Origin of the sequence: Paenibacillus eucommiae (genome assembly GCF_017874215.1) — a bacterium.
GTDB classification, from domain to species: Bacteria; Bacillota; Bacilli; order Paenibacillales; family NBRC-103111; genus Paenibacillus_AI; species Paenibacillus_AI eucommiae.
This window is the reverse complement of the sequence record NZ_JAGGLB010000036.1, coordinates 35,221-60,448: the sequence shown is the minus strand read 5'-3', so window position 1 is coordinate 60,448 and position 25,228 is coordinate 35,221. Positions and strand designations below refer to the sequence as shown.

Here is a 25,228-nt window from a genome sequence, read left to right as displayed (position 1 = left end):
TGATTCTCTCCCTTCCCGGCACCGGCCATTTCCAAAGCTTAGGGGGAAGCTGGGGCAGCTATCGTAACCCTGAATGTTTTCAGCTCAAAAGGCTTGAAGAAGGCACCAAAGCTGTGCGACTCATGTACCATGCTCTGTGCTTCACGCTCCGCCAGATTGACTTCATCCACTTTAGTAATGGTGTAATGCGAGTTGAAGCTTACCGCTCCCCGTTTGCCCGCGTACTCATAACAACGTATAATCCAATCATTCGAATCCTCTGCCCGCTTAACGGTATCGATCATCACATGATCGCCTTCCACGCTCAAATAACTGACTGCCTCTGGCAGCCTTCCCCCGACTGAAGTACTCCCTGTAATGCTTCCTGCAGTACTTCCAACAGTACTTCCAACAGTACTTCCTGTAGTACTCCCTGAAGTACTCCCTGCCGTAGTTCCAGACAACTCCGCTTCATGGTCTATGCCATACTCCGTTTCACGCGCTGCTTCTCCCTCCACTGCTTCTGGCAGTGCAAAGGCTATCACAGGCACGTTCAACCGATATGCCTGCTGAACAGTGCCAGCGGCGAACCAGTCACCTTCATGCGGCAGCAGCGCATATGTAAATATATGCTCTCCGCGATCGCATTCCGGATCAGGCCTGTTCGACGACTTAATTAAGGTCAGCCGCATGACGTTGTCCTTGATGTCGTGTCCATATTTGCAATCGTTCAGCAGGCTCACTCCACAGCCCCGCTCGGACAGGTCGACCCATTTTTGCGCACATGTTTCGAAGCGGGCGTAATCCCAGCTTGTGTTCCAGTGTGTGGGTCTTTCCACATGGCCGAACTGGATCTCGTAGGTCGCCGCTGCTGCGCGAATGCGCACTGGAAAGGCTACCTTAAGCAGCGTCTCGCGCTCCTGCCAGTCCACACGTGTAGAGAAGTCGATGCGCGGGTTGTGCGTATATAGGATCATATCCTGCCAAATGGTCGTTTTGCCGTATTTCCACTCGAAGCGGATCACGGTGCGACTGGCATGGTTCTCAGCAATTTCAATCGATTGGATATCCGTCACATGACGGACCTTCTCCGTATAGAAAATATCAATCTCCCAATTATCATGCAGGACAGGCTTATCCTCATGCACATCGAATCGGTTGGCTATTGCGCCTTCAGCCAGTATTTCACGCTCTGAACGCTTATCGAAAAGTCTCGTGATCTGACCTGCTTCATTCCATTCGATTTCATAGAATGGGGTGGATACACTTCCATCTCTGACTTCCGCCGCTGTAGACGCAGCTGTAGCTGTTGTAGCTGTTGTTGCTTCAGCTGAAGTCACTGCCTCAACTGTGGTGTTTGGTGCCACGGCAGCAGATCTAACCGTTGTATATCCTAAAGCTGGAATATCCTTGACCAGCAGACACAGCTTCTCGCCGTCCTCACCCTTGCTCAGACGCTCGGCCAGCAGAGGGCTGCCATCGGCTGTACGCCAGGTTAAACCTGCGAACCGCTCTTCCCACGGAAGCTCGATCAGCTCGTCGCGTACCCAAGGCAAAGAGTTAAATACAAGCAGGCCGCCTCCCGGCTCCTGACTTATCCCGGACACAAGTCCGTTAAAGCTGTTTTCCAATGCATTGACTGCCAACTGCTCAGCCTCTGCGTATTCCACCCGGCAGTCTTCATACACTTCCGTAATGGAAGAGCCCGGCAAAATATCATGGAACTGGTTGCGCAGTACAATTTTCCAGCTGTCATAAAGCAATTTTTCCGGATAGGACGCACTTCCGCTATGCAGCATGTTGAAGGTGGACAACGCTTCGGCATCGCGAAGCAAAAACTCCATGCGCCGATTCATCCTTTTCACATAGGCCTGTGATGTGTAAGTACCCCGGTGCAGCTCCAAATAAAGCTCTCCGTCCCAGTGATGCACATAACGATCTGTCGCCGCTACTTTTTGCTCCAATTGATTAAAAAATTCATCCGCACGCCCCGTCGTTGCTTTCGGAATCCCCGGCATATGCTCCAGCCGCCTTCTCATCTCCAGCATGGTGCGGGTTGGGCCGCCGCCTCCGTCTCCCCATCCGTACGAAAGCAGCAGCTCGTCGTCATTAATCTCCTTATCGCGATAATTGTTCCATATCCCGGTTACCGTAGAGGGGAGAACCTGACCGTTATACGTATAAAACTTGGTGAATTTATCGCCTTTGGCATTTGGATCCGGTGTAGTAATATAATGAGTCATAATTTCTGTTCCATCAATTCCCCGCCAGTAAAAGGTATCATGAGGGAATCGGTTGTATACGTTCCAGCTGATCTTTGTCGTCATAAAATGGCGCAGGCCGCTCTTTTGCAAAATTTGCGGCATTGCCCAGCTGTAGCCAAACACATCAGGCAGCCATAAATATTCACATTTGACATCAAACTTGGATTCAAAATAACGCATCCCATACACAAGCTGGCGTACCAGCGATTCCCCCGACGGGATGTTACAGTCCGATTCCAGCCACATGGCGCCGCCGGCTTCCCAGCGTCCCTCGCGGACCCGCTCCTGAATGGAGGCAAATATCTCCGGATAATCCTGCTCAATATATTCGTAAAGCTGAGGCTGTGTCTGCAGAAATATATATTCAGGGTACTTCTCCATCAAGCGCAAAACTGTAGAAAACGAGCGTGCCGCCTTCTCCCGTGTATGCTTAAGCCGCCATAACCAGGCGACATCGATATGCGTATGACCGATACAGCGCACGGTTACCGGATTATTTTTCGGGAGGGCTGCCAGCTCTTCATTTAAGCACACATTCGCTTTAACGATACTTTCATAGAAAGCTTCGTCCCCAGGAGTGCTCCAGTCCAGCAGCAGGAATGCCCGATCAAGCGCTTTCATTATAGCCTGCCGTTCCCAGCTGTTCTCGCCTAGAACATCAACCGTATGCCACGCGGCCAAAGCTGTATGGTACAAATCATCCGTGTCATTCTCCAGAATAGCCAATGCTGACATTTCAATTTTGTGCTCCAGCACCGTCTTCTCTCCTGTGTCCCCATTCAAGCCGCTCCATATTTTGAAAAGCAGCTCGATCTTCTGTCCAACCAAGCTTTCCGGGAAAAAAACTTCCTTATGATTGCTGCCGACTCCTTGAAAGGGACGACCATCGACGTAAAGCAGTGATTCGAAGCCGGAATTGTGACCAGCGCCGGTTTTGCCAAAATCGAACAATCCCAGCACCGTTTTACCGCCCCATGCTTGGGGAATAACAACCTCTGTCTTGAGCCAGGCGGTTACATCCCACCCTGTCCATCGCTCTCCTACGGATATTTCTCCCCACTTCGCATCACTGGGAGGCATGGCTGCTACCTCTGCTTCTTCATCCAGCAGGAATTCATAGGTGGGAATATTCAAGTGGTGGCTGTACCGATAATTGTCGAGCTCGTGAATACGTCTTCCAATTTTCTCAAAGGTCAGAAACATATGAATCCTCCTGAATGAATGATATAAATGATTAAATGATTAATGTCTTCGTATTTTTACTTATTGATTAAGTTAATTATAAGGGATGCACTATCTTCTGTAAAGAAAAATTCCTATTGTTTCCCAATTAGACGGGATGAATAGCTTCGAACTCAAGCCATGACGATAGACTCCCCAGTGGAGGTATTACCAGTGCCAGCTTCTGCTCCACCGCTTCCCCCAAAGTCAGCTTTGGCGGAACATTAAACATTTCCAAACCAATATTATAATCACGGCCAAAAAACGGATAATCCTGATCAGCCTTGAAGTTCTGCCAATACCACAAATACGGCCAGATGCTGCCATCCCAGCGTACTTCAAGTGCGGTGCCGCGCTGCGGATTTGTCAGCCTGTACGAGTTGTCCTCCGTAAGGACATACAACAAGTCGCGCTCCGTACCAGGGGCGGGCATTCGCGAGATATCGAGGGTTTCTCCACCCCGTTCCATATGAGGCCAATTCCAGCTCTCTCCGCTTTCCGGATGATGAATTGTCGCGTCTTTTCCCAATGTTATGAAGGATTCTTCCGTAAGAAACGGCGGACCATAAGCAAGGTGATGACCCCAATTGGCTTCCATGGAAGTGGTAGGGGATAGATTGAACACCGTTTCATCGATTCTTACGGTTTCACTGCCAGCTTTCAGCGTAATCCGCTTCTCTGTACGAAGTGGAAGCGACCGGATCTGATTGATCAGGACGACCTGAATTTCCTCGGGTTCGTCCTTGATAATCCGGTAATCCCATGGCGTTACCGCAGATTCGCCGCGATGCACCGTAGCTCCGCGATAAGTGGAGGTATAGCTGACCTCCGGGAACATCTCCTGCCACCCTCCCAAATAGCTGATTTCATATTCGCTATACAAGGCATTGGGAGGGACGATTCCCTTTTGCGATATCCAGATGAAATCAGTATCTGTAGGCTTGTGCAGCCAACGAATCGGCTCTCCACCTTTGTCGAGGAGCAAATGGATGAGGAGCCGCTCGTTCTCCAGAAGCAGGGAACGGTACCCCTTGAAGACGACATCATCGATAATTCTGCAGCCGTAATTGCGCAGCGGACGGTATATATGATTTTCCATTTTCGACCCCTTCCTTATGTAATTTGACCTCAAAAAGAATTGTCTTAAAATCTACCTTTCAATAAGCAGCTTCACTGGTTCATTCAGCAAATAGCGGAACAGCAAGGCAGTCGCCCCAACGGCACTTTGCGACGCTCCAAAGGTAGACGGTTCGAGCCGCAGACGGTCTTTGGCAAAGGCATAGAGCCTTGACTGCAGCCGCGATTGAACGGATGAAATGGATGGCGCCAAATACGGAAATAATCTCCCTCCCAGGACCACCAGCTCCGGATCGTATAGATTGAACACATTAATTAAGGCCGTTTCCAAATAAATCAGCGTATCTTCCAGACACTTCAGTGCTTCCGGCTCTCCTCTATCAACGGCAGCTTTGAAAGCATCCATCGTACTGCCTTCGGACCAGCGGCTCAGAATGCCGGGAATGGAACCTATCGGCTCCCAGCAGCCCCGGTTCCCGCAATCACATACCTTGCCTTCCATCACAATCGTCATATGTCCAACTTGGCCGCATAGTCCGTTGGTTCCACGTACAATCTCACCCTTGGAAATGACACCGCCCCCGATGCCTATTCCCATTGTAATGAACACAAGATCCTCCACATTACGGCCAATGCCATACCAACGCTCTGCCAAAGCTGATGTGCGTGCGTCATCCTCAATCAAGGTCAGCAACTGAAAGCGTTCATTTAGCGTTTGCTGCAGCTCGAACCCGCCCCACCCGGGAAAATTCGGAGGATTGAGCAGCGCACCCTTGCCATAATCAATCGGTCCGGGCACACCTACGCCCAGGCCCAGAATTTGATGTCCAGCCTGCTCAATTTGCTCTTTGATTTCAGCCAGAACAGGCTCAATTTCCCGAAAATAAACATCAGGCCCCTGCTGATCTGCGATTTCCCGGCCCACCGTTTTCAAGATACGGCCGCACAAATCAGTTACCGTAATTTCGAATGTAGAGCGGCCTATATCCAGGCCAAGTATGCGGTAATAGTCCGGGTCAAAACCGAGCAAAACTCTTTTGCGCCCTACATTACCGGATACCGATGCATACTCGCGAATCACTCTGAGCTCAATCAGCTCATGGGTCAGGTTCGTAATTGTGCCCGAGGTCAAGCTGGTGTGATCGACAAGCTCCACACGCGATACCTGCTCGTACTTCCAGATTTGCTTCAGAATTGCTGCCATGTTCTGCTGTTTAACTTGCTGTAAATAAGCAATTTTATTTGAATTGATGGGAATACCCTCCATTAACTTAATCATTGAATTGATACGTATATCATACATCAACTGTTAAAGACGGCACAAGCGAAAATGAGAGCCTGTATCGTGAGGGTAATCACGGGTAAATGAGTAAATGAGCCTATTGAAATCTGGGCAGCCAATCGCCATGCGCTTCGATCATATCATCACAGAGTGATACGATGTCATCCATCGACAATTCCGCGGCAGTATGAGGGTCAAGCATCGCGGCATGATAAATGTGTTCCTTCTTATGGGTTACAGCCGCTTCTATCGTTAACAGCTGTGTGTTGATATTTGTACGGTTCAATGCGGCGCACTGCGGCGGCAAATTCCCGACATAAGTCGGAAGTACGCCATTTCGGTCAACTATGCAGGGCACTTCCACACATGCTTCCTTTGGCAGGTTAGGGATCAAGCCAGTGTTCATCACGTTACCGCCAATTTTTACGGGTACGCCAGTTTCCATCGCTTCAAAAATTAATGGCGCATATTCATGAGTCCGCCGGTGCTCCAATTTTTTGTTATTTACAAGCTCTTCACGCATCGTTGCCCAGCCTTCGATTTGACTGCGGCAGGTACGGGGGTAATCGTCCAGCGGGATATTATAGCGCTCGATCAGTTCAGGATAGCTTTTCTTGATGAAATACGGATGGTACTCTGCCGAGTGCTTCGAGGATTCCGTTACAAAATATCCGAATTTCAACATCATTTCGAAGCGGACCATGTCATCATGCTTTTCCTGCTGCATCTTCTGCGCGATGCGTTTCATTTCCGGATACAGATCAACGCCATCCTTGCTTACTTCAAGCAGCCAGGCCATATGGTTGATACCAGCAATTTTCCACTGCACACCTGTGGAATCCATCCCCAGCTTTTCGAAAGCTCTCGGCACACATACCTGTACGCTGTGGCAAAGCCCAACTGCTTTCACCCCGCCATATGTAAGCATTACATTGGTCAATACAGCCATCGGATTCGTGTAATTTAAAAACAAGGCATCAGGACAAACTTCCTGCATATCCGCAGCGAAATCAAGCATCACCGGAATCGTCCGCAAATTGCGGAATATGCCGCCGATTCCCAGTGTATCGCCAATCGTCTGACGTAAACCATAACGCTTGGGAATTTCAAAGTCGGTAATCGTACACGGATCATACCCGCCAACCTGGACGGCGTTAATGACGTATTTTGCCCCGCGCAGTGCCTCCTTTCTCTCGGAATAAGCCTTGACTCTGCACCCGCTGCCCAGGGAATGCTTCAGATTATTCATCATATTCTCCGAATCGTTCAGCCGCACAGGGTCAATATCAAACAAAGCAATTTCGAATTCCTGCAAAGCCGGGATCAGCATACAATCGCCTAGAATCTTTTTGGCAAATACGGTGCTTCCTGCACCCAAAAATGTAATTTTGGACATGGGTTAATTGCCTCCCTTAATGGCTGCTTATTCGCTGCTTATTCGTTGCTTACTGGTCACACAATCGCTGCTTAATCTCACTTAATATTACTCATTCGTTCATTAGAGCTTCTAATTCGCACTCCCGGGCATCAGCAAATTCCTCAAGGCGGGTATCGTTTCCTGATGCAAGCCCTCGAAATGGTAACCCGTGCCTCCTAGGCTCGTTGGACGATGAATAATGTTTTTGCGCGGGCGGTAGTAGTAATCCCAATCCTCGTATCCCACTTTACGTCCATAGTCACCAAGCTTCACGATATCGAAATTAGCTGTACTAATCTGCTGCACAATATGTCCTAAGTTGCGGGCGATAGACAACGCCTTCAGGAACACCTCCGGTCCTGTTACGGTTGAGCCGAAATTGGCGAATACGCCGCCGTCCAGACGGGATACCGTATGGGCATACAGATGGAAATCTCTGCCGCTGGCACCACCTTGAATCGCAAAATCAACATCAGGATGCTGCTGAATCGCATCAGTACCGATCGTAACATGCACTGTACAGGGGATTCCATGCCGGCTGCATGCCTGCAATAAACTGAAGCGGCTGTAGGGATACAACTCTTCGTGTGAAGCCATATGGGCAATCAGACTCTCTCCATAGCCAAGTCCCTGAGCGTATCCCTCACGCAACGCCGTATGCAGCAGCTCACCAGGCTCCCGCCACATCCCGAGCTTGCCCTTGGCCAGCGATTCACCGTCTCTCTCTTCTGTCTGCCCAAAGGCAGCCAATTCGAGATCCTGAAAGGCTCCGGCTCCATTAAGCGCCAGATGGGTAATAAAGCCCGCAGCAATCAGCTCGCATATGACAGGAGATACGCCGCTGCCAATTACGTTGCCGCCAAGCGATACAAGCACTTCTCGGCCTTGCTCATGAGCTTTCGCGATGGAGCCTGCAAACGTCTTGAACTTCTCGTCATCGGCATTTGCCCAAGTCACATGTCCTTCACCGTCGTGCTTCATAGAAGACTGCTGTGAGGATTGCTGTGAGGATTGCTGTGAGAACTGCATAGAGGGCTCCAAATGGTCTGCCTGCAGAGCTGCTTGCCGTTCGGCGACAGGAAACAATGTAACACCCTGAGCCGTCAATCGCTCTTTCCGCGAATAATCGGGAAATTCGATACCAAGCTCCTGCTTACGCTTAAGTACACGATGAAATAATTGAGGGATGGTCATTTGGTGCAATCCCTGGAACAAATATCCTTGGCCACCAACCTGTCTCAGACGATCAAGGAAATTACGGCGCGGACGATAATAAAACTCCGCTTCACTCACCGAGGGAAGAGGCTCCTCGAAGACCGGCAGCAGATCAAAATTAGCAGCCGTAATATGAGACATCGGCAGTCCTTGATTCCGGCAGATGCTCAGCGCCTTGAGGAAAATTTCCGGTCCGGATATGGCTGAGCCGAAATTTAAAAACACGCCGCCGTCAGCCATTTCAGCCACAGACTGGCACATCGTATCGAAATCCCGCCCGCTTGCCCGGCCAAGAGCTTCGAAATCAACGATAGGATGCTGGTGAATAATATCTGTGCCTATCGATATGTGACAAGTATACGGAACCCCCGAGCGCTGGCATTGAACAAATACACAGTCATCATAATGCGGAAAGCGCTCCGGATGGCGATTCAAATAATGATACAGACTTTCGCCATAGCCATATTTGTCTACTCCCTGCTGAATCGCTTCATTCATATACCTGCCGGTTTCTTCCCACATGCCGAAAGAGCCGTCTTCAATAGCCCTGGCCACATCCTCGGACGTTTCACCAAGAAAAGCCAGCTCGAAATCATGAATACTGGTCGCCCCGTTCCCCGAAACATGAGTCAGAATGCCCCTGCGTACCATTTCGATCACATAACGCGACATGCCGTTCTTGATGACATGCGCTCCCATCGACCATATAACCGGCTTGCCCGCTGCCCGCGTTTGGACAATTAAATCAATCAATTCGTCAAATCGCTGTGATTCAGCTGCAGCCCGCGGCCATTCCTCATACGCATCATCCATAGGTTTGGCCATGTTCTTAATCGTGACCAGGTTAGTTCGGGTGTAAACCGAATTAGTTTTTACTGCTGCAAAAGACAGCCTCTTATGCCTTGTCATTGAAAGCTTCTCCCTTCCAGTTGATTTATTCGTGTGTAATTAATTCGGTTCAAAGCCAACATTAGTGCTTGACGGACATGAGATCCTTTATTTGCCCAAAATCAGTCTTAAACAGGGGAAAAATGCCTCATTAATTGCTGCTGTGTCCGTAAGCTTTTCAAATCATCCGATTTGTCACAAATAGCGGCTTTATCCTCTATCCCATGGAGTCCAGCACTAACTTGGATACAGACCCAACTTAAAACCGTCCAATTAGAGGCACAAACTAACTTTATACACTTTAAATATTGTTACGTTCTTTTTACTTAATCATTAAGTTATATTCATATAAACTAGCTACTTGATCGTCCACGAACTTGAATTTTATTATATAACGGACAGCGGGTTCGAACAAGAGTTTTCTTAATCATTAATTTAATTTACAAAAATGCCTTAAGAACACCTTGGGGGATCCTTTGTGGTGCGTGTCAAACGTGGATGCATAGAGGGTGAGCCGGCTACGAGCAGACCCTATTAGGCCGCACTCTCCCCTGCTGCTGCTGTTTTAACGATGTTTTTCATCGCTAAAAGCACCGGATCGCCTGCGCCTACTTGCTTTAACGATGAAAACCATCGCTAAAAGTCTCATTTTCAGACTTATAGCGCCCTGCATGCCACTTTAATGATGTTTTTCATCATTAAAGTATTGTTATACCTGTAGATCCTTACTTTAGCGATGAAAAACATCGTTATCCAAATGCAGCAAGCCTAATTCAGAGAAAGCATAAGTTTCTAGTGCAAAAGGGAATCCTTCCGTGATAAAATTGAGGAAAAGAAATACACAGCTAAAATGTATGCTTACATGGCGCTTTCTTTAAATGCTCACTAAGAGCTCAGAATTCACATGTAACCGCCGAGGAGTAATGGAAAGTGAAGCTTGAACAAGATCCGTTTGACCGAAGTTTTGACAGTCTGCAGGCGCTTGCCGATACAATTAGCGAGGTCATCCGCTCGCCGATAACGATAGAAGATGCCCACTACCGCCTGCTTGCTTACAGCAGCCATGAGCCCAAGACAGATCCGGCGAGAATTGCTACGATTGTCGGGCGTCGTGTTCCTGAACATGTGACTAGCGGCCTATGGCAAAGCGGCGCAATTACGAAGCTTATTGAGAGTGACAACCCCGTACGGGTAGAGGCGATTAGCAGCATCGGGCTAGGAAATCGCGTTGCCATTTCGATCAAGCACCAGAATGATGTTATCGGTTACATCTGGGTCATGGAAGAAGAGCAGGAGATAAGCTCGGATTTCTTATTTCACCAGCTAAAGAAGGCCGCTGTGGCAGCCAAAACAAAGCTGCTACAGCCGCATATGCAGAAGCGCAAGGAAGAAGAGGAATACCAAGACTTGTTCTGGCAGCTCTTAACAGGTCATGTGGATTCGGACACAGCCGCCAAAAATAAGGCCACCAAGCTGGGCCTCAAGCTGCCTCCTGTCTTTCAGGTGTTTATCTTTGAATTTGCCTCAGACATCGATAAAAAGCTGCAGCAGCAGCTGCAATACCTGTTATCCGCCTCTGCAGGACGGCTTATTCGAACCATCCTCCATGTTACGGATCGCAACCGGTATACGATGCTTTGCTCTCCTCCTGCAGACCACATACATGCTTCTTTAAAAAATTCCAGCGAAGCCATCGACATTTGTGCCGCGCAGTTGAAGGAACGATTCGGGACTACCTTTGTTGCAAGCAGCTGCGGCTCTCTATATAAAGATTATACGGAAGTTGAGAAGAGCTATAAAGAAGCTCAAACTGTACTGCAAGTGAAATCTTATTTTCCAAGTGAGCTGTCCGATGTCCATCACTACCAGAAGCTTGGCTTTTACCGCTTACTGCCATTAATGCTGGAGCAAAAGCAGGCTTCAAACTACGAGAATGAGAATCTGCTGCGCATTAAACAATACGATCATGAGCATCAAAGCAACCTGCTGCAAACCTTGAAACAATATTTAGTAAGCGACTGCAACATGAAGGCTGCTGCCGATGCCCTGCATGTGCATACCAATACGCTGATGTACCGGCTGAAACGAATTACGGAAATAGGCGACATCGATTTAACAGATATGGATCAGAAAGTAACCCTCTACCTTGACTTAAAAATGCTTATTATCCAATAAACAGTACCATTACAGTACCTACAATACCTAAGGGAACATTCGAATGCTCCTAGTGATTTGATGGATTTGATGGATTTGATGGTTCGGATCGTTGATCGTTTGGCTTCTGAACCGCCTTCTTCACTGAATAAAACACCCAAAAATCCTTGCCACGCAAGGGTTTTTTAATATAAAAAAATGAACCCAAGCCACAGAGGTGAAGGTTCGGAGGGGGCTCGGTGTTTCAGCAATAACTCTAGCGCGGCGGAGCCATTTACACTAGTCTCATTCTGTTACTACTACTACTTTAATGCTTCAAAGGCGCGTTTCACGAGCACGATTGCCTGCTCCCGTGTCGTATTACCGAGCGGGTCGATGCGGCCCCCGCCGACACCCAGCATGATTTGACGAGAATAAGCAAACTTTACTGCGTCAAATGCCCAGGGAGCTATTGCAGCCTCGTCTTCAAATGCAGGCGTCACGCCTGAATCTAGTAGAAGATCTGGCTTCGCAGCCTTGACCGCCTGAAGGATCATGACGGTTAATTCTTGTCTGGTGATCGTAGCTTCCGGAGCGAATTTGTCTGCCGCAATACCGGATACAATACCGGCTTTGCTCGCTTTCAGCACATCTTCGCTTGTAGTGTCTGTAAACGGATTTGGGGACACGGCCTCCGCTTTGTTCCCGCTTAACGATTCGTACAGCTTCACTGCTATTCCGGCAAAATGCTCGCGAGTAATAGGCTGCTGATAGTTGCCGATTACTGAGTTAGTTGTCAGTTGCTGCTTAATCGCCTGCTTCAGCACTGGCTTGGCCCATTCGCTTGAGCCCTTTACTAGCTCCTCCAGCACCGCATTATCTTGATTCCCTCCGCTAGAAGTCATACTTTCGCCAGTCTTGCCACCTGAAACACCATTAGAAATGCCATTGGACGTGCCACTGGACGTACCATTGGAACTGTTTCCTGTGGTGCCAGAATTGGTCGAGCTTCCATTAACACCCTCTCCGAGGTTCGTTAAATCAATCGATTTGATCGTCTCCGCATCGAAAAGATCCGGCAACTTTTGCACGATAGCGTCCTTATCAACTTTGACCATATTCTTGGGTAGAAGTGTTACAACTTTACTGACTATGGTTGACATATCTATCTTATCTCTAAATTTCTGAATCCCACTAGGCGGCTTATTGGTCACGCTCGCGAATTGAACACTTGGCCTGACTTCTTTATCAATTACGACTTTATCAATCACCGGGATTATCGTATAAAGGTAAAAGGTAGCTTCACCCGTGCTCGTTTCTTTGTCCACAAAGGAAAGCGGTCCGAGATGATCACTCGTGTCCTTCACGATAAAGGTTTTCTCGCCGTCCTTGCCTCCACCACGATTGATCTGGTAGTACGACTCCAGATTGGAATTGTCGTTCCAACTCAGCTTTACCGATCCATCTGTATTCGCCGTGGCGACGAAATGACTAGCCGAGCCGGGCTGCCAGACTCTGATTGGAGCCAACTCGATTGTCGGAAAACTATCACTACCGATTACAGGAGAATAATGGGCACTTACTCGAATCTTGACAAACGTTACTGCCGGATCAATAGGAAAACGGAAGGTGCCTCTAATAAAACCATTATCATCTACCCAGTGAAAATCGGGGACAGGCTGCCAATTCACCCAATCTGTCGTATACGAATAACTTACATCCTCAAGTGTGGTACCCATCCCTCTGTCATCAAAGAAGTTAATTCGGATCTCTTCTCCTCCGACATAGAAGAGATCCCATTGATATGACATAGTAATACTAACTTTAGCATGCGCTCGGGACATTGGTAGGAACGCAACAATGAACAAGCATAAAGCCATGAAACCTACTACTACTTTACGGGACATAGTCACGCTCAATTCCTCCACATGTTTGTTTGTCTTATTACCTGCGCGGCGAATTCCTTACGGCTTTGAGAATCGAAATTACCTATTTTAACGCTTCAAAAGCCCGTTTCACAAGTACAATCGCTTGTTCCCTCGTCGTTTTGCCGAGCGGATCCATACGGTTATCGCCAATGCCACTCATTATTGACAAATTCGAAGCGAAGCGTACCGCGTCTATCGCCCATGGCGCGATGGAGTTCTCATCGGCGAAGGTAGACTTGTGGCTCGTATCCATCGCGAGTGCAGGCTTTGCCGCTTGCACCGCACGCTGGAGCATGACGCATATTTCTTGCCTGCTGATCGTAGCGTCCGGTGCGAATTTGTCCGCCGCAACACCAAATACAATGCCCGCATTATTGGCCTTAAGCACATCTTCACTTGTCGTATCCGTAAATGGATTCGTGGATACGGCCTCCGCTTTTTTCCCGCTTAACGTTTCATACAGCTTCACGGCGATCCCGGCAAAGTGCTCCCGCGTAATCGGCTGCTGGTAGTTACCGATAACCGCAGCTGTCGTCAGCAGCAGTTGAATCGCTTGCTTCAGCTCTCCCTTGGCCCAATCGCTTGAGCCCTTCACAAGCTCTTCCAATACGGCATCGTCCACTGGTGACCCTCCCGTACTTGCTCCCCCCCCCGTTGAACTGCCGCTGCCACCACCTCCCGGGGTCGGTAAATCGGGCCATTTGATCTCCTCTGGATCGAGAAAATCCGGCAGCTTTTGCACAATGGCATCTTCATCAACTTTGGCGTAATCCTTAGGAAGCATTGTTATAACTTTGCTTATTATGGCGGACATTTCCAACTTTCCAAACTTTTCTTTAAATTTCAGAATGCCATTCTGCGGCTTGCTGATCACGCTCGCGAATTGCACGCTAGGCTTTACTTCGTTATCCATCACGAATTGATCGATGACCGGGATTATCGTATAGAGATAAAAGGTATCTTCGTCAGTGCTCGTTTCTTTATCCACAAAGGAGAGCGGCCCAATATGATTCATCGTGTCCTTCACGATAAAGGTTTTCTCCCCATCCTTGCCTCCGCCGCGGTTGATCTGGTAGTACGACTCCATGTTGGAATTATCGTTCCAGCTCAACGCAACAGATCCATCTTGATTAGCTTTAGCGACGAAATTGCTAGCCGATCCGGGCTGCATCATTTCGTACGTATAAATATCGGTAGTTGGAAAACTGTCACTACCGAGCAGGGGAGAATACTTGGCACTTACACGCAGCCTAATTCTCGTAACTGCAGGATCAATTGGAAGACGGAACGTTGCGGTCTCGTATTCGCCATCGTATCCTTCCTGATGGAAATCAAGCACATTACTCCAATTTTTACCGTTATCACTAGAAAACAATATTCGTAAATACTCAAGCGAAGTGCCTATCGCTCTGTCATCCATAATTCTTATCTTGATCTTTTCTCCTGCAACATTGTAGGCTTGGGGTCCGAAATCGAGTGAAATGTTACCGAGTTTAACTGCAGCATGAGCATGAGATATTGGCAGTAACGCGAAAATGAACAAGCATAATGCAGTGAAACCCGCTATCTTACGAATCATATTCAAGCCCAATCCCCCCATAAGATTTATCTTAAATCAGGCGCCGCGGAATTCGCACCGCTTAACATCCTCATAGTATCATCCCTTCAATTTGAAGGATATTGTTCGAAGGTAGTATTAAGGTAGAGGTAAAGTAGTATAGTGGATGATCCAGATGAAAAAAAGCCAAAAAAAATGAACCCAAGCCACCGAGGCGAGGATTCCAAGTGTTTATATATTAAAAAGGGGGTCATGCCTATTATATTACTCCATATATATTAAGGAATGCAGTCAGTAATATTACATTTGTGTAACAAATAACTAATTATTAATCGATTTCACTTTTTGTGGAAAGAAATTATGCGGGTTGATCATTTTTACGGGACGGTACAAAAAAGATGATAGCAAAAAACATAACAGCGGCAAACAGCATCGGTATCGATAACAGCTTAATCGCTTGCAGCAGCCCCGTTCTATCGGAGATATAACCAATGATGGCCGTACTGAAAACATCACCTAACACATGCATAATAAACAGAGCCAGCGCCTGGGCCGTATTCCAGATATGCCTGCTGGATACATCAAAAATAATCGATGAAGCGATCCCGACATGCCACATCATGAAAAAGATAGACACATAAAGCATAAAGAGATTCAGCGTCGAAAGTCCGATTGCCAAAAATAGGGCTGATAGCAGCATAGCAATCGATACCGTATAAATCCTGCCGCGCGGGCTTCGTTTCATCCACATATCTGCCAAGATTCCTCCGAGGGGCGCACCTAGCAGGCCAGCAGCTACGATCATCACGCCAGCAAGTGTGCCGGAAAACTCTACTGAATAGCCGAACTCCCGATGAAACAGACTCGTCCCAAAATAAGCAATGGCTCCAAACGCAAAGGAAATTCCGGCATATCCCAGAGCAGCAAGCATAAACGGTGCATTCGAAAACAGCTCGAAAATATCTTTTTTATTAAATGTCTGCTTTACTGCTGCTCCTACAGTTACTTCTGTAGCTAATTCTTTAGTTTCTTCTGATGTTACATCTGTAGTTTTTGTGCGCACTGCTTGACGAACGCCTTGTTGAGGAAGCTTCCATGTGAAATAAGCCAATACTAACCCTGGCAGCCCTACAATAAGGAACGCCCATTGCCAGCCAAGCTGTCCGCCGATCGCCCCTCCTAAGGTGACGCCAAGCGCACTGCCGATCGGCAGGCCAAGATTGAACAAGCCCAGAATGCGGGCTCTTTTGTTTTGCGGGAATAAATTGGATAGAATCGTACTGCCCGTTGTCACAAATGCCGCTTCTCCTATTCCCACCAATGCGCGAAACAAATAGAGCGAGGAGAAGGACCAGGCAAACGCAGAGCAAATGGTAGCCAGACTCCAAATTAATGTACCAATAGCAGCAACCTTGTAAGGATTCCAACGGTCAGACCATATGCCAAAAGGAATGGCTGCGATCGAATAAGTGATCATAAAAGCAGTCCCAAGCAGTCCGATCATCGCATCATTGACTTGAAAATCTGCCTTCAACAGCGGCAAAACTCCAGACGTTACGTTCCGGTCCAAATAATTTACAATATTTAACATTAAAAATAAAACAAAAATGCGCTTCGGATTCATCCACTTGTCTCTCCTCGGGTTGGTTGGAGTTTTGGTATTCGAAACAAGGAAATTTTTGATTTCATTTTACCACACATTCCTCCATGCAAGCAGATGAAAAAAAAGAACCCAAGCCTTTCCAGCTAGGGATCCAAATTAAGGGATCAGTGAAATTTTATGTATTATAATATAGGCAAGTTTACTTTTTATTTTCTAAAGCCCCTGGCTTATCCGATACTCATAATTATTCTGGCAAAGCTTTAGCAGCTCATATTTCAGTCCCCGTTTGGGCTGTGTAATTTTCAGCGGCTTGCTTCCCCTAAGACGTAGTAAGGCGTTTACCTTGCGGGAATCTGCTATCTTATTAAGAATAAGCTCATCAGGCCGCTCGTGAACATATCGCGAAACAAGAAATCGGTCACAGGCCAATTCTCCATGCTCATGCTCCTGTTCAAGCTCAATCATCTGAAAATCGAGCAGCATCCCCTCCCGGACTTTCGCCACCATCACCCTGCCTTCTCCAAAATACAGCACATCCTGGTCAATAACGGCTTCCCGATCCACGATCTGCTTGTCCGGCACCTTCTCCAGATTGCGGATATGCTGCAGTATATTGTCTGCCTTTTCGAATTCGAGCCTCTCCGCATAAGCTTCCATCTTGGCAACCATGGCTTCAATCAGCTTCTCACCACGATTGCTCAGCAATTGTGCCGCCTGCTTCACTCTACTCAGGTATTCAGCTTCAGTAATCATCCCTTCGCATATCCCGCTGCATTTACCAATGTGGTACAGCAAGCACACCCGCTTGGGCATGGAGGTACAAGTACGAAGCCCGAAATGATCAGTTACAAATTCAAGCAGGGCATCGCGAAACCTTCTGCTCTGGAATGGACCGAGCCGCTGCACGGCTGCAGCCTCTTCCCTCACATCTGGCTTAAGGCTTGTTGGTTTATCAATTAAGCTTGCGCCTGCACGGTGACGCTTGCGGTAATACACATCTAACCGGGGAAACCGCTCAGCAGTAAGCTGTAAATACGCATACCCGCTATTCTCTTTAACCAAGGCCCTATTGAAGGGCGGCTTGTGAATTTTAATCAGATTATTTTCCAGCAGCAGACTTTCCGCCTCATTATTAACTAACACCACTTCAATCAAGGCAACGAGACTAACCAGCTGCCGAATCCTTTTATGAGCAGATTGCTGTTGAAAATAGGAGCGTAGGCGATTCCGTAAATGCTTGGATTTGCCTACATAAAGAATGCGCCCCTCTGCATTTTTCATGATATAACAACCCGGACTGGTAGGGTATTCATTGGCTTGGAACAAGAAAGACATTTGAACGATACTCCCTCTGTTCAATAATAGTTTTCAAGTAAAGTAGTTTTCTAGATACTCTTGGGCGAATGCACGTTCTTGTAGTCATTTTACATTTCAAACTCTATTATTTCAAGACAAATGATAGGAAAATAAATAGACAACAAAAGAGTGAAAATTTCTGCGCTTATACTGGCTTAAAACCTTTCTAGCGGATATTATATCCAAGCACATCGTTTCGTGGTTTTCTTTAAAGGGTATACTAATAGCAGTAAGTCTCAAACCACTTATGAAAGGAGATTTCATTATGACTTCTACTACACAGAACGAAAAACAAATGGTTCCTCCCCAGCATCAAGACCGTCAACCTGGCATCGAAAGCGAAATGACACCCAAGCCCATCGCCGTTGACCCTAAATATAAAGGCAGCGGCAAGCTGCAAGGCAAGACAGCCATTATTACTGGAGGAGATAGCGGAATCGGGCGTGCCGCAGCCGTGTGTTATGCAGCTGAAGGAGCCAATTTAGCGATCATTTATCTTGATGAGCATAGTGACGCCGAAGAAACAAAGCGGCTTATTGAAAACGAAGGCGGGCAATGCCTGCTGATTGCTGGTGATATTGGTGAAGAGGCATTTTGTGCCGAAGCCGTCAAGCAGACAGTGGACAAGTTTGGACGCTTGGATATTCTCGTCAACAATGCTGCCGAGCAGCATCCGCAAGCCAAGATCGAGGATATCACGCAGCAGCAGCTGGAGAAAACATTCCGCACGAACATCTTCTCCATGTTCTATTTGACGAAAGCGGCCATACCGCATCTGAAGGAAGGCTCCGCCATCATCAATACAACCTCAGTGACAGCCTATAAGGGCAGTCCACAGCTGCTCGACTACTCGTCCACGAAGGGGGCTATCGTTTCCTTCACAAGATCGCTTTCACAGAATTTGATTGAAAAAGGAATCCGGGTTAACGCGGTAGCCCCGGGTCCGATCTGGACCCCGCTCATTCCGTCCACATTCGACGAGAAACGAACCTCCGAGCACGGGTCCAGCGCACCGATGAAACGGCCCGGCCAGCCCGAAGAATTAGGACCTTCCTATGTATTCCTGGCCTCCGACGATTCCTCGTATATGGCCGGACAGGTGCTGCATGTAAATGGTGGAGAAGTCGTCAACGGTTAACCTCCGAATATCCGGAACCAAGCTAAGAGCTGTCCTTATCGGGCAGCTTTTTTTGTTTGAAATTTCCTTGGTAATCACTCACCCCTTCGTACAAGAACCAGACGTCTGCTAGCTGTCCATTTACCCAGCATCCAGCCTCCCCCGAACTGTGTGCGTGCTTGTTCTTGTTCTTGTGCTTGTGCTTGTACTTGTGCTTGTACTTGTACTTGACTTGACGATGTTTTTCATCGTTAAAGTAAGGATTCCAGGTCAATCCCTCACGTTAATGATGATTTTCATCATTAAAAGAGGATGAATGGCCTCTCTGCCTGGTAAAAAGAGATTTTAACGATGTTTTTCATTGTTAAACTAAGATTGAGGACCCGGCCTCGTGCTTTTAGTGATGAAAAACATCGTTAAAGTAGCAGATCCTTCGCGGCTGCACGCGCTCTTCTTCCCCAGCGCCTTTGAACGCGGGAAATCTCTTCCAACCAAGAGAAAATACCTTGCTGGCGGTCCATTTGAGCATGGTGTTCGTGTGATTGAAGCTGGAGGAGGGAATGGCTGTGGGTGGAAGAGCGGTAGCGTCCGCCTTTAAAGATTTGTTCCAACCTCCTCATCCTTTTCCATTCAAGGGAACAAATCTTTAACAGCGGCTGGAGCCCACAGCCATTCCCTAACATTACGAACACGCTCCTCAAAGGACGCCGCAATGACCTTTTTCTTAATCCTATTGGTCGATTTCATTATATTTGTCACTTAAGAATTCCATCAAGCGTAATATGGGATACAGGGTAATGGGATATATGTCGTAGGTTATAGAAGTCAGGAGGTGGCAGCTTATCCACGCCCCATTTATGTCCATTTGTATGCCTACGTTTCAACGGGCAGCACATTTAAAAGAAGTTATTCCTTCTATTTTGAACCAGACCTTTCAAGATTTCGAAATCATTATCGTTGATAATCACTCTACCGATGATACGGCTGAAATAGTAGCCTCATTCAAAGATGAGCGTATTCATTTTTATCAAAACGAACGAAATATTGGGGCAGCCAGAAACCATAACCGCTGTTTGCTCGAAGCTAAAGGGACATACATCAAGTTTCTGCACTCTGATGACCGGTTCACTACGAACCGGGCTCTGGAGAAATTGTACGAGGCTGCCATCCTCTATCCGGAAGCTGGACTACTTACATGTGGAGCAGCATACCCCAGTATGGGAAAAATACTCACGGTACCTTTTGACCATAAACGAACCAAAGGGTTTGCTGCTCTAAGAGAAAGCATGACCGTACACAACTTCGGCTTGCCCAGCGACTGGCTCTTTAAACGGGAGATTCTGCCTTACACTGGCTTGCTTATTGATTCCCATGTATGTGACTGCGATTTTGTAATGAAAGCTGTTTATTATTATGATTGCTACTCCATTGCTGAACCTCTTATCGAACATTTGATTCATGATGGTAATGAGACCCTGATAGCGAATCGATTGAACGGGTGGGAAGCAATGCGCTTCAAGGCGTTACCTAGTCTGCCTTTTTATTCGGAGCTGACTATGGAAATGAAAGCTGTCTTAAGTAACTATTTACACATGTCCATCATCAGCCGGCTGCTGCAGGGGCTTTGGCAGGAAGCTTACCCCAATCTGGTTCTGGGTGTGTTGGATCTCTTAAAGCTGGATCCTCATTTAACGTATTTCCAAGGAGAAGACCGTCAAAAACTTTTGTCCCATCTACTAGAGCTTTTGGTGGACCGGAGTAAGCCAAGCACGATTTATGAATTTATGGTGAATCAAACGTTTAGCAAGCCCTATTCCCATACGTTCTTATATGGCTTTGCTTTTAACTACCAATTATATAGTTTGACCAAAAAGCTGAAGCCCCTCAATAAGAAGATTGTCGTGTATGGCGATACGGCTGATTGCCACTATGTACGCGAGGCCCTACCTGAACTAAAAGATTTGATTTCCGAGGTCATGGAGGTCAAAGCACTGCAGCCTGAGCAAAAAAACGCAGAAAAAATTGTTTTTGCCGATGGATCGTTCATACCTACCAAGGATTCATTCCTTATTTTGGCTGATATGAACAGCATGGCATCCACAAGATACCAACTGCAGCGCATGGGTTTAGTTGAAGGACAACATTTCCTTCCTACGCGGGAGCTTTTTTAAGAGGTTTTCTTATCTCTGTATGGGCGGACGAGCAAGTCCTTGTACTGGAAAACTGCCATCTGTAGGCTTGACTTGTACGGCAAGTGATGACTAAGGATGAAAAAGATAGGTTAGGGTGATTCGAGTTGAAGCTATCCGACTATGTCATTGAGTTTATTGTGAAGCAGGGCGTTTCGCATATTTTCGAGATGGTGGGCGGAGCGATTGCCCATCTTCTGGATTCAGCCGGTAAGCGTGCGGACATTTCATGTGTCTCCGTGCATCATGAGCAGGCAGGGGCATTCGCTGCAGAGGGCTACGCCCGAACCAACCGAAAGCTGGGTGTAGCTATGGCAACAAGCGGTCCCGGTGCGCTCAATATGCTAACGGGCATCGGAAGCTGTTATTTCGACTCTGTTCCGTGCTTATTTGTCACGGGTCAAGTAAACACGTACGAATACAAATTTGAGAGGCCGCTCCGGCAAGTCGGCTTTCAAGAAACGGATATTGTGAGCATTGCAAGGCCAATTACTAAATATGCCGTCATAGTGACGGATCCTTCAAATATTCGCTACCAGCTGGAAAAAGCAGTTTATCTAGCACAGACGGGACGTCCTGGACCTGTACTGCTTGATATTCCGATGGATGTGCAGCGGTCCGAGATTGAACCTGACCAGCTCGAGTCATTTTATGAAAGTGAGGAATATCTCGCCGCGAACCTTCAGACCTCTAAATGCAATTGGAATGAAGAAACGTTCAGTGAAATCTCTTCTCTGTTATCCGCTTCGAAACGCCCGCTTGTATTGGTTGGCGGCGGGGTCCGGACTGCTGGAGCGGAAGCCGAGCTCCTTAAGTTCATCGATCACACAGGGATTCCTGTCGTCACATCTTTGCTGGGCATTGATGCTCTTCCTCACCAACACCCCTCTTTTTTGGGGTTAATCGGATCCTACGGGAACCGGTACAGCAACCTGGCGTTGGCGAATTGTGATTTTTTACTTATTTTGGGTTCCCGCTTGGATTCGAGACAGACAGGGACACGTCCGCAGCGCTTCTCGAGAGCATCCCGCAAAGTGCACGTCGACATCGATGTCCATGAATTAAATGCCAAGGTGCACGTAGATATGGCTCTGCAAGGAGATGTGCGGTCTTTTTTACAGCAATTTAACAACCACCTGCTCCAGACCATGCCTCAAGAACGAGACGACAGCACCTGGTACAGCATCCTACATGAATATTGTCATCGCTTTCCTGATACACCTCCCTCTGACTCTTCTCCCACCATTCATCCCAACCGGTTTATGAAATTATTGTCCCGGCACTGTACATCTGAGCAAATGATCTGCCTGGATGTTGGGCAGCACCAAATGTGGGCTAGCCAATCTTTTCGTCTGAAGGCAGGACAGCGCCTGTTCAACTCCGGTGGAATGGGTGCAATGGGTTTCGCCCTGCCAGCGGCCATCGGTGCGGCTATGGCTTCGGGGCGGGAGATCATTGTGATTGCGGGGGATGGCGGGTTTCAAGTGAATATTCAAGAGCTGGAAACCATTAGACATCATAACCTGCCGATCAAGATGTTCGTCATGGACAATAACAACCTCGGTATGGTAAGGCAGTTTCAGGATTTGTACTTCCAAGGAAGAAGGCAGTCATCCAGCAAGGGATATAGTTGTCCTGATTTGTCCAAGGTTGCGGAAGCCTATGGAATTCCTTCGTTAAGTATCCATACATGGGAAGAAGCAGAGCGACAGATTCAAGCCGCTATGGACCATAGCGGTCCGCTGCTGATTCATATCAAGCTGCAAGAGGATACGGTTGTGACGCCGAAACTGGTAGTAAATCGGCCTATCGAGGATATGTTTCCCCATCTGGAGGAGCAGGAGCTGAAGAAATTAATGGTTATCGAGGAAACCTCCGAGACCGAGAAAGGGGATGAGTAGAAAATGGCTAACGATGCAGAAGAGCTGCGCTCCCGAATTCTGGAGCTTACCCGGGAATACCAGCAGCAGCAGTGGCCGCAGCGCCCATTCCGCCCTGGAGTAGACTATATCCCGGTAACGGGTAAAGTGTTTGACAGTGAGGAACTGGTCGCCCTGATGGATGCTTCGCTCGATTTTTGGTTGACAGCAGGAAGATATGCTGACAAGTTCGAGGAACAATTCGCCGCTTTTATGGGCAGCCGCTACGCTCTATTGACTAATTCAGGCTCCAGCGCTAACCTGCTCGCGGTATCTGCCTTAACTTCTCCTATGCTAGGAGACCGGAGGCTGCGGCCAGGGGATGAAGTGATTACCGTGTCGGCGGGTTTTCCAACAACGGTCAATCCACTCATTCAAAACAGGCTGGTTCCCGTCTTTGTAGATGCTGAAATTCCTACGTATAACGTGGACAGCAGCCTTGTGGAGCAGGCAGTTACACCGCGTACACGAGCTATCATGCTCGCCCATACGTTAGGAAATCCTTTTGCGCTAGATGAGGTAAAGCGGGTTGCGGACAAATATAAGCTATGGCTCATCGAGGATACCTGTGATGCAGTTGGGGCTCTTTACAAAGGGCAAAAAGTAGGTACATTCGGAGATATCGCCACCACCAGCTTCTATCCGGCGCATCACTTGACGATGGGAGAAGGCGGTGCTGTACTGACCTCCTCACCTCTATTGAAACGCATCGTGGAATCTTTCCGTGATTGGGGACGGGATTGCTGGTGTCCACCTGGCAAGGACAATACCTGCGGCAAAAGATTCGGATGGAAGTTGGGGAGCCTGCCCGAAGGCTATGATCATAAATATACGTACCGGCATATCGGATACAACCTGAAGGTTACGGATATGCAAGCTGCTGTGGGTGTCGCACAGCTAGAGAAGCTGCCCGGCTTTATTGAGCGGCGTCAGTCCAATTTCGCATATTTGCGAAAAGAACTTGCCGGGCTTGCTGATGTTCTGATACTACCCGAAGCTACAAATGGCAGCACTCCCAGTTGGTTTGGTTTTCCGATTACGGTTCAGACCGGCTCACCTGTTTCCCGCAATCAGTTGGTGCAAGCTCTGGAACAGCATCGCGTAGGTACACGACTGTTGTTTGGTGGTAATCTGCTTCACCAACCAGCTTATGAAGGTATGGATTGCCGGATTGCCGGATCATTAGAACAAACGGACCGAATTATGCACAACACCTTTTGGGTGGGCATTTATCCTGGGCTGTCGGAGGAGATGCTTGACTACATGGCTGAAGTTTTTTATCAAGTATTTGAGAGGAAGAGATAAATGAAAGTTGTCATACTTGCAGGGGGGTATGGAACCAGAATTAGCGAAGAATCGGCACTGCGTCCTAAGCCTATGATTGAAATTGGCGGGCGGCCGATGCTTTGGCACATCATGAAGCTGTACTCCCACTACGGATATAACGATTTTGTGATTTGTCTGGGGTACAAGGGCAATATGATAAAAGATTATTACATGAATTATTTCTTCTATGAGTCTGATGTTTCTATTCATATGGCAGATGAGGGCAGATGCCAGATTCATCAATATGAAGCCGAACCATGGCTGGTAACCCTCGTCAACACGGGTGAAGATACGATGACCGGAGGTAGGGTTAAGCGAATTCAGAAGTATATTGGCGATGAGCCTTTTATGTTAACCTATGGCGATGGCGTCTCGGCGATCAATATTAAAGAGCTGGTAAGCTATCACCAATCTCATGGGAAGCTGGCAACCGTTACCGCGACTCAGCCTACCGGTCGTTTTGGCGTACTTAGCCTGAGTGATAACGGACAGGTGGACAGCTTTAAAGAGAAGCCAAAAGGAGAAGTCGGCTGGGTGAACGCTGGTTTTTTTGTGATGAGTCCCAAAGTGTTTGATTACCTGGGTGGCGATGAAACGGTTCTGGAACAGGAACCGCTAGAGTCACTTGCTCAGGACGGGCAGCTAATGGGTTATAAATCGACGAACTTTTGGCATCCAATGGATACCTTACGCGATAAGAACTATTTGGAGCAGCTTTGGAAATCTGGAGCGGCCCCATGGAAGATGTGGTGATAT

15 protein-coding genes are annotated in these 25,228 nt (G+C 47.7%); 6 read left to right on the top strand and 9 right to left on the bottom strand.

All coding sequences use genetic code 11. The features are described from left to right. Window positions 1–38 precede the first annotated feature (38 nt). From J2Z66_RS34850 to J2Z66_RS34830, 5 genes are all read right to left on the bottom strand, one after another. Window positions 39–3,446, bottom strand: coding sequence for an alpha-mannosidase (locus J2Z66_RS34850; RefSeq protein ID WP_209977396.1), 3,408 nt, complete (start codon window positions 3,444–3,446; stop codon window positions 39–41). A 127-nt stretch (window positions 3,447–3,573) separates the two neighbouring features. Further along, the gene (locus J2Z66_RS34845; RefSeq protein ID WP_209977395.1) at window positions 3,574–4,563 is read right to left on the bottom strand and encodes a DUF4432 family protein; all 990 of its coding nucleotides are present in this window, start codon (window positions 4,561–4,563) and stop codon (window positions 3,574–3,576) included. Between the two features lie 51 nt (window positions 4,564–4,614). Further along, window positions 4,615–5,820 (bottom strand): ROK family protein, encoded by a 1,206-nt coding sequence (locus tag J2Z66_RS34840; RefSeq protein ID WP_209977394.1) that lies wholly within the window; start codon window positions 5,818–5,820, stop codon window positions 4,615–4,617. A gap of 100 nt (window positions 5,821–5,920) precedes the next feature. Continuing rightward, on the bottom strand, window positions 5,921–7,219 hold the full coding sequence (locus J2Z66_RS34835) for an alpha-glucosidase/alpha-galactosidase (RefSeq protein WP_209977393.1): 1,299 nt from the start codon (window positions 7,217–7,219) through the stop codon (window positions 5,921–5,923). A 111-nt stretch (window positions 7,220–7,330) separates the two neighbouring features. Continuing rightward, on the bottom strand, window positions 7,331–9,364 hold the full coding sequence (locus tag J2Z66_RS34830; RefSeq protein WP_209977392.1) for a GSU2086 family protein: 2,034 nt from the start codon (window positions 9,362–9,364) through the stop codon (window positions 7,331–7,333). Window positions 9,365–10,273: 909 nt separating this feature from the next. On the opposite strand from J2Z66_RS34830, the gene J2Z66_RS34825 reads away from it, so the two are divergent. Continuing rightward, on the top strand, window positions 10,274–11,518 hold the full coding sequence (locus J2Z66_RS34825) for a PucR family transcriptional regulator (RefSeq protein ID WP_209977391.1): 1,245 nt from the start codon (window positions 10,274–10,276) through the stop codon (window positions 11,516–11,518). 281 nt (window positions 11,519–11,799) lie between these two features. Here the strand turns inward: J2Z66_RS34825 and J2Z66_RS34820 are convergent, their stop codons facing one another. The 4 genes from J2Z66_RS34820 to J2Z66_RS34805 all read right to left on the bottom strand — a co-directional run bounded on the left by J2Z66_RS34820 (window position 11,800) and on the right by J2Z66_RS34805 (window position 17,900). Next, on the bottom strand, window positions 11,800–13,287 hold the full coding sequence (locus J2Z66_RS34820) for an S-layer homology domain-containing protein (protein WP_209977390.1): 1,488 nt from the start codon (window positions 13,285–13,287) through the stop codon (window positions 11,800–11,802). Window positions 13,288–13,465: 178 nt separating this feature from the next. After that, window positions 13,466–14,983: an S-layer homology domain-containing protein gene (locus J2Z66_RS34815; protein WP_245376080.1), complete on the bottom strand. Its 1,518-nt coding sequence runs from the start codon at window positions 14,981–14,983 to the stop codon at window positions 13,466–13,468. Between the two features lie 337 nt (window positions 14,984–15,320). Continuing rightward, complete coding sequence (locus tag J2Z66_RS34810) at window positions 15,321–16,586, bottom strand: spinster family MFS transporter (protein WP_209977388.1); 1,266 nt, start codon at window positions 16,584–16,586, stop codon at window positions 15,321–15,323. A gap of 192 nt (window positions 16,587–16,778) precedes the next feature. Next, window positions 16,779–17,900, bottom strand: a complete 1,122-nt coding sequence (locus tag J2Z66_RS34805; RefSeq protein WP_209977387.1) for a GIY-YIG nuclease family protein — start codon at window positions 17,898–17,900, stop codon at window positions 16,779–16,781. Window positions 17,901–18,186: 286 nt separating this feature from the next. On the opposite strand from J2Z66_RS34805, the gene J2Z66_RS34800 reads away from it, so the two are divergent. From J2Z66_RS34800 to rfbF, 5 genes are all read left to right on the top strand, one after another. Next, entirely contained in the window at window positions 18,187–19,059 is an 873-nt protein-coding gene (locus J2Z66_RS34800) for an SDR family oxidoreductase (RefSeq protein WP_209977386.1), read from the top strand. 848 nt (window positions 19,060–19,907) lie between these two features. Then, the gene (locus J2Z66_RS34795) at window positions 19,908–21,209 is read left to right on the top strand and encodes a glycosyltransferase family 2 protein (protein ID WP_209977385.1); all 1,302 of its coding nucleotides are present in this window, start codon (window positions 19,908–19,910) and stop codon (window positions 21,207–21,209) included. 125 nt (window positions 21,210–21,334) lie between these two features. After that, window positions 21,335–23,128 carry a thiamine pyrophosphate-binding protein gene (locus J2Z66_RS34790; RefSeq protein ID WP_209977384.1) on the top strand — a complete coding sequence of 598 codons (1,794 nt, stop codon included), beginning with the start codon at window positions 21,335–21,337 and terminating at the stop codon, window positions 23,126–23,128. 3 nt (window positions 23,129–23,131) lie between these two features. Next, on the top strand, window positions 23,132–24,451 hold the full coding sequence (rfbH, locus tag J2Z66_RS34785) for a lipopolysaccharide biosynthesis protein RfbH (protein ID WP_209977383.1): 1,320 nt from the start codon (window positions 23,132–23,134) through the stop codon (window positions 24,449–24,451). Then, a complete protein-coding gene (rfbF, locus tag J2Z66_RS34780) occupies window positions 24,452–25,225 on the top strand; it encodes a glucose-1-phosphate cytidylyltransferase (protein WP_209977382.1) in 774 nt (257 codons plus the stop codon). Window positions 25,226–25,228: the final 3 nt, after the last annotated feature.

Bases quoted from the DNA above. Each gene is read 5' to 3' on its own strand.
- J2Z66_RS34850 (WP_209977396.1), bottom strand. From the start codon at position 3,446: ATGTTTCTGACCTTTGAGAAAATTGGAAGACGTATTCACGAGCTCGAC.
- J2Z66_RS34845 (WP_209977395.1), bottom strand. From the start codon at position 4,563: ATGGAAAATCATATATACCGTCCGCTGCGCAATTACGGCTGCAGAATT.
- J2Z66_RS34840 (WP_209977394.1), bottom strand. From the start codon at position 5,820: ATGATTAAGTTAATGGAGGGTATTCCCATCAATTCAAATAAAATTGCT.
- J2Z66_RS34835 (WP_209977393.1), bottom strand. From the start codon at position 7,219: ATGTCCAAAATTACATTTTTGGGTGCAGGAAGCACCGTATTTGCCAAA.
- J2Z66_RS34830 (WP_209977392.1), bottom strand. From the start codon at position 9,364: ATGACAAGGCATAAGAGGCTGTCTTTTGCAGCAGTAAAAACTAATTCG.
- J2Z66_RS34820 (WP_209977390.1), bottom strand. From the start codon at position 13,287: ATGTCATATCAATGGGATCTCTTCTATGTCGGAGGAGAAGAGATCCGA.
- J2Z66_RS34815 (WP_245376080.1), bottom strand. From the start codon at position 14,983: ATGATTCGTAAGATAGCGGGTTTCACTGCATTATGCTTGTTCATTTTC.
- J2Z66_RS34810 (WP_209977388.1), bottom strand. From the start codon at position 16,586: ATGAATCCGAAGCGCATTTTTGTTTTATTTTTAATGTTAAATATTGTA.
- J2Z66_RS34805 (WP_209977387.1), bottom strand. From the start codon at position 17,900: ATGTCTTTCTTGTTCCAAGCCAATGAATACCCTACCAGTCCGGGTTGT.
- J2Z66_RS34800 (WP_209977386.1), top strand. From the start codon at position 18,187: ATGACTTCTACTACACAGAACGAAAAACAAATGGTTCCTCCCCAGCAT.
- J2Z66_RS34795 (WP_209977385.1), top strand. From the start codon at position 19,908: ATGCCTACGTTTCAACGGGCAGCACATTTAAAAGAAGTTATTCCTTCT.
- rfbH (WP_209977383.1), top strand. From the start codon at position 23,132: ATGGCTAACGATGCAGAAGAGCTGCGCTCCCGAATTCTGGAGCTTACC.
- rfbF (WP_209977382.1), top strand. From the start codon at position 24,452: ATGAAAGTTGTCATACTTGCAGGGGGGTATGGAACCAGAATTAGCGAA.